Source organism: Variovorax sp. GW821-FHT10C12 (genome assembly GCF_059415405.1).
Window position 1 is genome coordinate 659498 of the sequence record NZ_JBWKNE010000002.1, and the last position, 11466, is coordinate 670963.

An 11466-nucleotide genomic window follows, 5' to 3' on the forward strand; every position below is an offset into this window, starting at 1 on the left:
GATGCGCCCCTTCTGGATCGAACAAGCGCTCTTCAACGATGGCGATCTGGCCCCGGCGCTGCAAGGTGAAACCAGCGCCGACGTCTGCATCGTCGGCGGCGGCTTCACCGGCCTGTGGACGGCCATCCAGGCCAAGCTGCAGGCGCCCGCGCTCGACATCGTCATCCTCGAAAGCGACCTGTGCGGCGCCGGCGCGAGCGGGCGCAACGGCGGTTGCCTGCTCACCTGGTCGGCCAAGTTCCTGACCCTGCGGCGGCTGTTCGGCGAAGACGAGGCGGTGCGCCTCGTGAAGGCGTCGGAAGCGGCGGTGGGGCACATCGCCGACTTCTGCGCGGCGCACGGCATCGACGCCGAGCTGCGGCGCGACGGCACGCTCTACACCGCGACCTCGCAGGCGCAGATCGGCACGCTCGATCCGATGATGCAGGCGCTGGAGGCGCGCGGCATCCACTCGTACCACGCGCTGCCGCCCGACGAGGTGGCGCGGCGCTCGGGCTCGGCGCGCAACCTGGCCGGCGTGTACTCGCCGATCGCCGCCACTGTGCACCCGGGCAAGCTGGTGCGTGGGCTGCGGCGCGTGGCGCTGGCCATGGGCATCCGCATCCACGAGCGCACGCCGATGCTCGACTTCAGCACCGACCAGCCCGTGGGAGTGCACACGCCCACCGGTCGCGTGCGCGCGAAGAAACTGGTGCTGGCGATGAACGCGTGGATGGCCAGCCGCTTCCCGCAGTTCGAGCGGACCATCGCCATCGTGTCGAGCGACATGATCATCACCGAGCGCTGCCCCGAGCTGCTGCAGCAGATCGGGCTGACCGACGGTGTGTCGGTGCTCGACTCGCGCACCTTCGTGTACTACTACCGCAGCACGGTCGACGGCCGCATCATGCTGGGCAAGGGCGGCAACACCTTTGCGTGGGGTGGCCGCATGGCCAAGGTGTTCGATGAGCGCTCGCCTTATGAGGGCGAGCTCACGCAGGCCCTGCATTCGTTCTTCCCGGCATTGCGCGACACGCCGATCACCGCGAGCTGGAACGGCCCGTCCGACCGCTCGGTGACGGGCTTTCCATTCTTCGGCAAGCTCGATGGGGCGCCGCACATCTACTACGGCTTCGGCTACTCGGGCAACGGGGTGGGGCCGACCTACATGGGTGGGCAGATCCTGTCGTCGCTGGTGCTCGACCAGGACAACGCATGGACGCGCAGCCCGATCACGAACGGGCCGCTGGGCTACTTTCCGCCGGAGCCGATGCGCTATGTGGGCTCGATCGTCGTGCGCAACGCGATCCGCCGCAAGGAACGCGCTGAGGATGAGGACCGCCAGCCATGGCTGGTGGACCGCATGCTCAGCAAGCTCGCGAACGCCGCGGGAAAAGCCGACAAGGCCTGACCCGCGGCTACCGCATCAACGGTTCGAGGGGAACGAGAACATCGTGCCCTCACGCACGCCGGCCGAAGGCCAGCGCTGCGTGACGGTCTTGCGCTTGGTGTAGAAGCGCACGGCGTCGGGGCCGTAGGCGTGCAGGTCGCCGAACAGCGAACGCTTCCAGCCGCCGAACGAGTGGTACGCCACGGGCACCGGCAGCGGCACGTTGATGCCGACCATGCCGACCTGGATGTTGTCGCTGAACCAGCGCGCGGCCTCGCCGTCGCGCGTGAAGATGCAGGTGCCGTTGCCGTACTCGTGCGCGTCGATCAGGTCCATGGCTTCCTGCAGCGTCTTCACGCGCACCACGCCGAGCACCGGGCCGAAGATTTCTTCCTGGTAGATCGTCATGCCGGGCTTGACGTGGTCGAACAGGCAGGCGCCCAGGTAGTAGCCACCTTCGTGGCCCTCGACCTGGATGCCGCGGCCGTCGACCACCAGCTTGGCGCCGGCGGCCACGCCCGCGTCGACGAAGGCCTTGACCTTCTCGAAGTGCGGCTGGGTGACCAGCGGGCCCATGTCGTTGCCGTTGTCGGTGCCGGGGCCGACCTTCATCTTGGCGATCTCGACCTTCAGGCCTTCGACCACCGCATCGGCCGTGGCATCGCCCACGGCCACCACCAGCGGGATCGCCATGCAGCGCTCGCCGCACGAGCCGTAGGCCGCGCCCATGAGCGCGCTCACGGCGTTGCCGATGTCGGCATCAGGCATCACCACCGCGTGGTTCTTGGCGCCGCCGAGTGCCTGCACGCGCTTGCCGTGGGCCGTGCCCGTGGTGTAGATGTATTCGGCGATGGGCGTGGAGCCCACGAAGCTCACGGCCTTCACGCGGCGGTCGGTCAGCAGCGTGTCGACCGCTTCCTTGTCGCCGTTGACCACGTTCAGCACGCCCGGCGGCAGGCCGGCTTGCAGCGCGAGTTCGGCCATGAACAGCGTGGAGGAGGGCGTGCGTTCCGAGGGCTTCAGCACGAAGGTGTTGCCGCAGGCCACGGCCATCGGCCACATCCACAGCGGCACCATGACGGGGAAGTTGAACGGCGTGATGCCGGCCGCGACACCCATCGCCTGGAACTCGCTCCACGAGTCGATCGACGGGCCGACGTTCTTGCTGTGCTCGCCCTTGAGCAGCTCGGGCACGTAGCTGGCGTACTCGACGTTCTCGATGCCGCGCTGCAGCTCGCCGTGCGCGTCGGCCAGCACCTTGCCGTGCTCGGCGGTGATCAGCGCGGCGATGGTGTCGGCGTTTTCCTCGAGCAGCGTCTTCAGGCGGCTCATCACGCGGGCGCGCTTGAGCGGCGGCGTGTTGCGCCAGGCCGGGAAGGCGGCCTGCGCCGAGGCGATGGCCTGCTCGACCGTGAGCTTGTCGGCGAGCGCGACGCTCTTGGCCGACAGGCCGGTGGCGGGGTCGAACACCGGCTGCACGCGGCTGCCGCCGCCGACGTGCTTTCCGTCGATGAAGTGGCCGATGGTGGCGGTGACGTTCTTGTCGTGTTGCATGTCTTCAGGTCTCGAAAGGGGATCAGTTGGTTTCGGCCAGAGCGTCGGCGAGGGCGTTGACCATGCGGTCGATCTCGGCCTTCTCGGCGATGAACGGCGGTGCGAGCTGGATCGTGTCGCCGCCGTAGCGCACGTAGAAGCCCTTCTTCCAGCAGTTCATCGCGATCTCGTAGGGGCGGCGTGCGGGCTCGCCCGGCAGCGCGGCGATGGTGATGCCGGCGGCCAGGCCATAGTTGCGGATGTCGGCGACGTGCTTGCTGCCCTTCAGGCTGTGCACGGCGTTCTCGAAGTGCGGGGCCAGCGTCTGCACGCGGCCGATCATGTCTTCCTTCTGGAGCACGTCGAGCGCGGCGATGCCGGCGGCGCAGGCCACGGGGTGCGCGCCGTAGGTGTAGCCGTGCGGGAACTCGAGCATGTACTCGGGGCCGCCGGCGGCCATGAAGGTGTCGTAGATGTCCTTGCTGGCCACCACGGCGCCCAGCGGCTGCGCGCCGTTGGTGACCTGCTTGGCGATGTTCATGATGTCGGGCGTGACGCCGAAGGCGTCGGCGCCCGTGAGCGCGCCGCAGCGGCCGAACCCGGTGATCACTTCGTCGAAGATCAGCAGGATGTTGTGCGCCGTGCAGATGTCGCGCAGGCGCTTCAGGTAGCCCTTGGGCGGAATCACCACGCCGGCCGAACCCGCGAAGGGCTCCACGATCACGGCTGCGATGGTCGAGGCGTCGTGCAGCGCAATGAGGTCGAGCAGGCGGTCGGCCAGCTCGGCGCCGCTTTCGGGCATGCCGCGAGAGAAGGCATTGCTGGCCAGCTGCGTGTGCGGCAGGTGGTCGGCCTCGACGCCCTGGCCGAACAGCTTGCGGTTGGCTGCGATGCCGCCCACCGAGATGCCGCCGTAGTTCACGCCGTGGTAGCCCTTCTCGCGGCCGATCAGGCGCGTCTTGCCGGCCTGGCCCTTGGTGCGCCAGTAGGCGCGCGCCATCTTCAGCGAGGTGTCGGCGGCTTCGGAGCCCGAGCCGGTGAAGAACACGTAGTCCAGGCCGGCGGGCGTCAGTTCCTTGATCTTGTTGGCCAGCTCGAACGAAAGCGGGTGGCCGAACTGGAAGGCGGGCGAGTAGTCGAGCTTGGCGATCTGGCGGCTCACCGCCTCGGTGATCTCGGGGCGGCCGTGGCCCAGGCCCGAGCACCACAGGCCCGACAGGCCGTCGAAGATCTTGCGGCCGTCGTTGTCGGTGAAGTAGGCGCCCTTGGCCTCCACGATGATCCGCGGATCGGCCTTGAAGTTGCGGTTGCCGGTGTAGGGCATCCAGTGCGCCTCGAGCCAGGCGGCGTCGGTGCGCGCGGTGGGCGTGGGTTCGATGGCGGGTGTGGCGAGGGTCATGGCGCATCCCGCGCAGGGCGGGCTCCGGGGGTGAAGGGATGCGCCGATTGTTCGCAACGCCTTCAGTGTGGAGAATGGCGCAATATCAATGTTCACTTGACGATCCATGCAAGTAAAGGCCAAGGCCTCGCCCGCCGACGAAACCGCTGCCCAGGGCACCCGCAACCGCGCCGTGCTGGGGCAGCTCAGCGACATGGACCTGCGCCTGCTCAAGGTGTTCAAGAGCGTGGTCGACTGCGGCGGCATGGCGGCGGCCGAGCTGGAGCTGAACATCGGCACCTCCACCGTGAGCCGCCACGTGAAAGACCTGGAAACGCGCCTGGGCCTCGTGCTGTGCCGGCGCGGCCGGGCGGGCTTTGCGCTCACGGCCGAGGGCCAGCGCGTGTACGACGAGACGCTGCGCCTGCTGGCCTCGGTCGACGCCTTTCGCGGCAGCATCGACGACATCCACAACCGCATGGGCGGCCAGCTCGACGTGGCGCTGTTCGACAAGACCGCGACCAACCCGAAGGCGCGCATCGGCGAGGCCATTGCCCGCTTCACCGAGATCGCGCCCGAGGTGAACCTGGCGGTGCACGTGGGCTCCATCAACGCCATCGAGCAGGGCGTGCTGGAGGGCAACTTCCAGATCGGCATCATCCCGGCGCACCGCAGCTCGAAGAGCCTGGTGTATGCCGACCTGTTCGACGAGACCATGCTGCTGTACTGCGGCCAGGGGCATCCGCTGTTCGACAGCCCGCATGGCAAGCTCACGTGGTCGAAACTGGGCGAGCACCATTTCGCGGGACTGGGGTACCACTCGCCGAACATGGAGCTGAGCCACCGGGCGCGGCTGTCGCGCAAGGCGACGGGGTTCGACCAGGAGGCGATCGCGACGCTGATCCTGTCGGGGCGCTTCCTGGGCTTTTTGCCCGACCACTACGCGCAGGTGTTCGAGCAGCGCGGGCTGATGAAGGCGGTGCTGCCGGCGCGCTTCAACTATGCGTGCCGGTTCGTGAGCCTGCTGCGGCGGTCGCCGAAGCCTTCACGGGCGGTGTTGGCGTTTCAGGCGTGCCTGGAGCAGGCGCATGGCGGTGCGAAGATCTGAAGGCACTGAAACCACCCCAGATGACCGAAACACCCCTGCGTATTCGCCCTGCACTTGCGTCGGAACACCGGGCACTCGAAGACTTGCAGCGGCGCGCATCGCTCGCGAACCCTGGCGATCGCGAGGCGATTCAGTCCGACCCGGACGCCATCGAACTGCCTCTGGCCCAGATCGTCGATGGCCGGGTGTTCGTGGCAGAGATCCATGGCGTGACGGCGGGATTCGCTGTCGTGCTGCCCAACGATGACGGCAGCGCCGAACTCGATGGATTGTTCGTCGAGCCCGAGGCATGGCGTCGCGGCATCGGCAAGGTATTGGTCGCGCACTGTGTTGAGCTTTCCCGGCGCCAGGGTGCGTCGGCGCTCCAGGTCACCGGCAATCCACACGCCGGGTCGTTCTACCTTCGATGCGGATTCGAGGCGAACGGCACTGTCGCCGTGCGTTTTGGCAGGGCCGAGCGGTTCCGCAAGGTCTTCTAGACCTTTGTGGTGCTATCGCTGTCCGCTGGGCAGCAACAAATGCTTAGCGCCAATGTGCGCTTCCATCTCATGCATGTGGTGCTCCGCATCCACCATGTGCTCCGCCATCAGCCGCCGCACCTCGTCGGCATCTTCCTTGCGATACGCCGCCAGTAATTGCGTGTGGTAGTCCACGTTGGTCTCGCCGAAGTGGTGGTGGTCCAGCGCCTTCTTGTAGACGACGAGGTCGCGCAGCAGGTCGTTGAGAAAGCGGCACATGAAGGACAGCACCGGATTGGGGCAGGCCTCGGCCAGCATCGTGTGAAAGGCCAGCTCGGCCTCGCGCTGGGTGCGCAACTCGTCCTCGTTGGTGGGCTCGACGGTGCACAGGCGCACGTTCTCTTCGAGCCGCGCGAACTGCTCGGGCGTGAGCCGCCCGACCACGCTCACGGCCAGCTCGGGCTCCAGCGCCTTGCGCAGCTGGTAGATGTGGTGGCCGTCCAGGTGGTGAAAGTGCAGGAAGTTGCGCAACGGCTCCGACGCATGGTCGACCGACACCTGCTGCAGGTACGCGCCGCCGCCCGGGCCGGTGCGGATCGAGATCAGCCCGCGCACCTCGAGCGCCTTCAGCGCCTCGCGCACCGTGCTCTTCGAATAGCCGAAGAGCTCGATCAGTTCCTTCTCGTTCGGTAGCCGGTCGCCGGGCTGCTTGCGCTCGGCAACGATCCATCGCTTGACGTCTTCGACGATGACGTCCGAGAGCTTTTGCCGCTTCGGAGGGTTGTGCCCCACTCTCATCAAAACGCTCCATCCATGCACATCGGGAGATGCGCGGGATGCGCAACAGCGCGCGATCTTAACGGCGTCATCGGCAGGGTCGGGTTGGGTTTGGGCACGGGGCTTGCTAACGGGTTTTTACCAACATATTAATCCTATTTATCCGCTTAAATTGCCGGCGATCGCAGGCACTGTGTTTTCTTCCCCACTTCCCACACCACGACCGGAGAACCCCATGCAACGCAGACAACTCCTTCAGCTCGCCGCCCTGTCGGCCGCCCCGGCCTCGCTCCTGATGAGCCGCTCGGCCATCGCCCAGGCCACCGACGTGATCCGCTTCGGTGCACCGGTGCCCATGTCGGGTGCCTTCGCAGCCAACGGCAAGTTCGCCGACCTGGGCACCAAGCTGGCGATCGAGCAGTACGGCAAGGTGCTGAATCGTCCGCTGGCCTACACGCTGCTGGACACCGAAGGCAAGCCGGCCACCGCCGTGCGCAAGGTGCAGGAAGCCTCGCAGCAGCAGGGCGCCAAGTTCTTCGCGGGCGGCATCCTGTCGTCGGAAGCCCTGGCCATGGGCAAGGAGGCCGAGAAGGCCGGCGGCCTGTTCATCACCACCGCGGGCGCCGACGAGATCACGGGCAAGGACTGCAACCCCGCCACCTTCCGCTGGTCGGTGCCCACCTTCGGTGCGATCGAGCAGACGGTGCGTCCGCTGATCGCGTCGATGCCCAAGGCCAAGCGCTGGTACACGATCACGCCGCAGTACGTGTTCGGCGACGGCCTCTTGAGCGCGGCCAAGACCATCTTCCAGGAGAAGGGCATCGAGCACGTGGGCAACAGCTACCACTCGCTCAACGACAAGGAGTTCAGCGGCTACCTCACCAACGCGATGGCCGCCAAGCCCGACGTGCTGCTGCTGCTGAACTTCGGCGCGCAGTCGTCGGCCGCGCTGCGCCAGGCGGTGAGCTTCGGCATGCACAAGAACATGACGATCCTCATGGCCTGGGCCTCGGGCCTGGAGCAGTTCGACGAGCTGGGCGCCGACCTGTGCGACGGCGTCTACTTCGGTGCGCAGTACTGGCACACGGTCGACACGCCGCTCAACAAGGACCTCGTGAAGCGCACCGCCGACAGGCTGAAGATCGTGCCCAACTACAGCCTGGCCGGTTCGTACATCTGCACCAAGATCCTCATCGACGGCATCGTCAAGGCCGGCACGGTCGACCAGAAGGCCGTCATCGCCGCGCTCGAAGGCATGAAGTTCGACGGCCTCACGGGCGTGGAAGAAATCCGCAAGGCCGACCACCAGGTGATCAAGGACTACTACCTGCTCAAGGGCAAGGCGAAGTCGAAGATGGCGAACCCGGCCGACTACGTAGACGTGGTGAGCTCGGGCAAGTCTTTCCTGCCCGTCGACAAGACCGGCTGCAAGCTGGCCTGACGCCGCCCGGCTTCGCGCCGCGCCCGCGCCGTTCTTGGGCGCGGGCAGGGCGCGTGCCGCCTGCACGTTTGCCACCCCCACGACACCTATGTCCGTCTACCTGCTCCAGACCATCAACGGAATCGGCATCGGCATGCTGTATTTCCTGCTGGCCGTTGGCTTGTCCATCGTGTTCGGCCTGCTGCGCTTCGTGAATTTCGCGCACGGCGCTTTCTACCTGCTGGGCGCCTACCTGTGCTTCCAGGCCATGCAGTGGGGCCTGAACTTCTGGGCCGCGCTCGTGCTGGTGCCGCTGTTCGTCGGCGCGCTCGGCTGGCTGGCCGAGAAGCTGCTGCTGCGCCGCGTGTACGCCAAGCCGCACGAGTTCCACATCCTCGTGACCGTGGGCCTGGCGCTCGCGGTGCAGGAGATCGTCATCGTGTTCTGGGGCCCGCTGGGCAACAGCGTGCCCACGCCCGACCTGCTGCAGGGCGTGGTGATGTGGGGCAGCTTCATCTACCCGAAGTACCGGCTCTTCGTGATCGGCTTCACCGCCGTGCTCGCGGTGGGGCTGTGGTGGGTGCTCGAAGGCACGCGACTGGGCAGTGCGGTGCGTGCTGGCAGCGAATCGACCGAGATGGTCTCGCTGCTGGGTATCAACGTGTTCCGCGTGTTCAGCCTGGTGTTCGCGCTCGGCGCGGCCACGGCGGCGCTGGCCGGCGTGCTCGCCGCGCCCATCCGCGGGGCCGAACCATTCATGGGCGTCGAGGCGCTGGGCGTGGCCTTCGTGGTCGTGGTGATCGGCGGGCTCGGCAGCTTCAGCGGGGCGCTGGTCGGCGGCGTGCTGATCGGCATCGTGCAAAGCCTCATGAGCACCATCTGGCCGCCCGGGGCGAGCCTGATGATCTACATCGCGATGGGCGCCGTGCTGCTGCTGCGCCCGCATGGCCTGCTCGGCCGCAGAGGATGAACGCGCCATGCCAAAGAAATACACCTTCCTGCTGGCGCTGATCGTCGCGCTCGCGCTGCCGCTGTTCATGCGCTCGGGTTCGCTCGCGAGCGAAGTGCTCATCTACGCGCTCGCCGCGCTGGGCTGCAACCTGCTGCTGGGCTACACGGGGCTGCTCTCGTTCGGCCAGGGCATCTTCTTCGGGCTGGGCAGCTACACCATCGCGATCCTGCTCACGCGGCTGCAACTGCCGATGCCGCTCGCACTGCTGGCGGCCATCGCCATGGGCGCGCTGGGCGCGGCGGTGGTCGGCTGGGTCGCCATCCGCCAGCGCGGCACCTACTTCGTGATGCTCACGCTGGCCTTCGCGCAGATGTTCTATTTCATCGCCTACACGGCCTCGGGGCTCACGGGCGGCGACAACGGCCTGCTCGACGTGCCGCGCCCGGCCTTCATGGACACGCCGTGGAAGTACTACGCCTTCGTGGCGGTGATCTTCCTGGCCGCGTTCGCGCTGCTGCTGAAGGTGACCGACTCGGTCTTCGGCCGCACGCTGCTGGCCATCCGCGACAACGAGGACCGCGCCGCCGCCGTGGGCTACGACCTGAAGCGCTTCAAGCTGCTGGCCTTCGTGATCTCGGGCGCCGTCACCGGCCTGGCCGGCGGCCTGCACGCGATGATGACCGGCATCGCGCCGCTGTCGAATGCCGAGTACCACACGAGCGAGATGATCCTGGTCATCACCGTGATCGGCGGCACCGGCAACCTGTTCGCCTCGGTGCTGGGCTCGGCCTTCTACGTGCTGCTGGCCGACTGGCTCTCCACGCTGTGGCCGCGCTGGCTGCTGCTGCTGGGCCTGCTGCTGATCGGCGTGAGCATCGGCATGCAACGCGGCCTCTGGGGTCTGGGCGAAAGCGCCTGGCGACGGGTGTTCCGAAAGACGGTGGCCGAGGCCAAGGCGCCGGCCGTGCAAGGAGAACAGGCATGAGCGACATCCTCATCGAAGCCATCGGCGTCACCAAGCACTACGGCAAGTTCGCCGCGCTCGGCGGCGTCGACCTGAAGATCAGGCGCAACACCGTGCACTCGGTGATCGGGCCCAACGGCGCGGGCAAGACCACGCTGTTCCACATGCTCACGGGCACCGGAACCACCACCGGCGGGCGCATCGTGTTCGACGGCCACGACGTGACGCGCGAGCCCGACCACCAGCGCGTGCAGCGCGGCATGGCGCGCTCGTTCCAGGTCACGAGCCTGTTTCCCAGCCTGTCGGTGCGCGAGAACCTGCGCGTGGCGGCGCAGGGCGTTGCGCCGCGCCAGGCCATGAACTGCTGGCGCGCACCCATCGGCGAGCGCGCGTGCGCCGACACGGTGGCCGAGGTGCTCGCGCGCGTCGGCCTCGAACGGCTGGCCGACACGCCCGCCAGCGTGCTCTCGCACGGCCAGCAGCGTCGCCTCGAAGTGGGCATGGCGCTGGCCGCAAAGCCCAAGGCCATCTTCCTGGACGAGCCGACCTCGGGCATGGGCATCGACGACCTCGACGACATGAAGCAGCTCATCCGCGGCCTGCGCGACGCGCACACCGTGGTGCTGATCGAGCACAACATGAACATCGTGATGGACATCTCCGACACCGTGACTGTCATGCAGCTGGGCCGCGTGCTGGCCGAGGGGCTGCCGGGCGACATCCGGTCCGACGCGCGCGTGCGCACGGCGTACCTGGGCAACATGATCACCGGAGGCAAGGCATGAGCAACATCCTCGAAGTCGAAGGCCTGCACGCGCACTACGGCAAGAGCCATGTGCTGCAGGGCGTGTCGCTCACGGTGGGCGAGGCCGAACTGGTCACGCTGCTGGGGCGCAATGGCGCGGGCAAGTCGACCACGCTCAAGAGCATTGCCGGCGCCGTCACGCCCACGAAAGGGCGCGTGCGCTTCCAGGGCGCGGACCTCGCGGGCCAGCCGCCGCACCGCATCGCCACGCGCGGCGTGTGCCTGGTGCCCGAGCACCGCGGCATCTTCAAGCTGCTCACGGTGGAAGAGAACCTGCTGCTCGGCCTGCGGCGCGATTCGCCCTGGCAGCTGGCCGACATCTACCGCATCTTTCCGCGCCTGAAGGAGCGCCGGCGCAACGGCGGCGGGCAGCTGTCGGGCGGCGAGCAGCAGATGCTGGCCATCGGCCGTGCGCTCATGAACCACCCGCGCCTGCTGATCCTGGACGAGCCCGTGGAAGGCCTGGCGCCGGTGATCGTGGAAGAGATCGTCGCGCAGCTCAAGACCATCAAGGCCGCGGGCGTGGCCATCCTGCTGGTCGAGCAGAACCTCGAGGTCTGCGTGCAGCTGGCCGACCGCCACTACATCGTGGAGCAGGGCGTGATCGTGCACGAGGCCGGCAACGCCGCCTTCATGGCCGACCACGACGTGAAAGACAGATACCTCGGCGTTGGTCTCGCCTGAACCCGCCATTCATTCGTC

The 11466-nt window shown here is 67.5% G+C and carries 11 protein-coding genes; 8 read left to right on the plus strand and 3 right to left on the minus strand.

Annotated features, from left to right (window positions below):
- The first annotated feature begins 1 nt into the window (after position 1).
- Positions 2 to 1390, plus strand: a complete 1389-nt coding sequence (locus tag AC07OH_RS16350; protein ID WP_495301390.1) for an FAD-dependent oxidoreductase — start codon at positions 2 to 4, stop codon at positions 1388 to 1390.
- Positions 1391 to 1405: 15 nt separating this feature from the next.
- On the opposite strand, the gene AC07OH_RS16355 is transcribed toward AC07OH_RS16350, so the two are convergent.
- Positions 1406 to 2923: a CoA-acylating methylmalonate-semialdehyde dehydrogenase gene (locus AC07OH_RS16355; protein WP_095744313.1), complete on the minus strand. Its 1518-nt coding sequence runs from the start codon at positions 2921 to 2923 to the stop codon at positions 1406 to 1408.
- Positions 2924 to 2945: 22 nt separating this feature from the next.
- Positions 2946 to 4301 (minus strand): omega-aminotransferase AptA, encoded by a 1356-nt coding sequence (gene aptA / locus AC07OH_RS16360; protein WP_062468764.1) that lies wholly within the window; start codon positions 4299 to 4301, stop codon positions 2946 to 2948.
- A gap of 106 nt (positions 4302 to 4407) precedes the next feature.
- Here aptA and AC07OH_RS16365 point away from each other — a divergent pair, with 106 nt between their 5' ends.
- Both AC07OH_RS16365 and AC07OH_RS16370 read left to right on the plus strand, forming a co-directional pair.
- Complete coding sequence (locus AC07OH_RS16365; RefSeq protein WP_062468761.1) at positions 4408 to 5388, plus strand: LysR family transcriptional regulator; 981 nt, start codon at positions 4408 to 4410, stop codon at positions 5386 to 5388.
- 20 nt (positions 5389 to 5408) lie between these two features.
- Positions 5409 to 5867, plus strand: a complete 459-nt coding sequence (locus tag AC07OH_RS16370) for a GNAT family N-acetyltransferase (RefSeq protein WP_495301391.1) — start codon at positions 5409 to 5411, stop codon at positions 5865 to 5867.
- A 12-nt stretch (positions 5868 to 5879) separates the two neighbouring features.
- Here the strand turns inward: AC07OH_RS16370 and AC07OH_RS16375 are convergent, their stop codons facing one another.
- On the minus strand, positions 5880 to 6644 hold the full coding sequence (locus AC07OH_RS16375; RefSeq protein ID WP_489062442.1) for a FadR/GntR family transcriptional regulator: 765 nt from the start codon (positions 6642 to 6644) through the stop codon (positions 5880 to 5882).
- A gap of 214 nt (positions 6645 to 6858) precedes the next feature.
- Between AC07OH_RS16375 and AC07OH_RS16380 the strand changes: the two genes are divergently transcribed.
- The 5 genes from AC07OH_RS16380 (at position 6859) to AC07OH_RS16400 (ending at position 11448) form a co-directional block, all read left to right on the plus strand.
- A complete protein-coding gene (locus tag AC07OH_RS16380; RefSeq protein ID WP_495301392.1) occupies positions 6859 to 8064 on the plus strand; it encodes an ABC transporter substrate-binding protein in 1206 nt (401 codons plus the stop codon).
- Between the two features lie 88 nt (positions 8065 to 8152).
- Positions 8153 to 9013 carry a branched-chain amino acid ABC transporter permease gene (locus AC07OH_RS16385; protein ID WP_062468750.1) on the plus strand — a complete coding sequence of 287 codons (861 nt, stop codon included), beginning with the start codon at positions 8153 to 8155 and terminating at the stop codon, positions 9011 to 9013.
- A 7-nt stretch (positions 9014 to 9020) separates the two neighbouring features.
- Entirely contained in the window at positions 9021 to 9980 is a 960-nt protein-coding gene (locus AC07OH_RS16390) for a branched-chain amino acid ABC transporter permease (RefSeq protein WP_495301393.1), read from the plus strand.
- The gene (locus AC07OH_RS16395) at positions 9977 to 10744 is read left to right on the plus strand and encodes an ABC transporter ATP-binding protein (protein ID WP_495301394.1); all 768 of its coding nucleotides are present in this window, start codon (positions 9977 to 9979) and stop codon (positions 10742 to 10744) included. The genes AC07OH_RS16390 and AC07OH_RS16395 overlap by 4 nt, the downstream gene beginning before the upstream one ends.
- Positions 10741 to 11448, plus strand: coding sequence for an ABC transporter ATP-binding protein (locus AC07OH_RS16400; protein ID WP_493194076.1), 708 nt, complete (start codon positions 10741 to 10743; stop codon positions 11446 to 11448). The genes AC07OH_RS16395 and AC07OH_RS16400 overlap by 4 nt, the downstream gene beginning before the upstream one ends.
- The last annotated feature ends 18 nt before the right edge of the window (positions 11449 to 11466 follow it).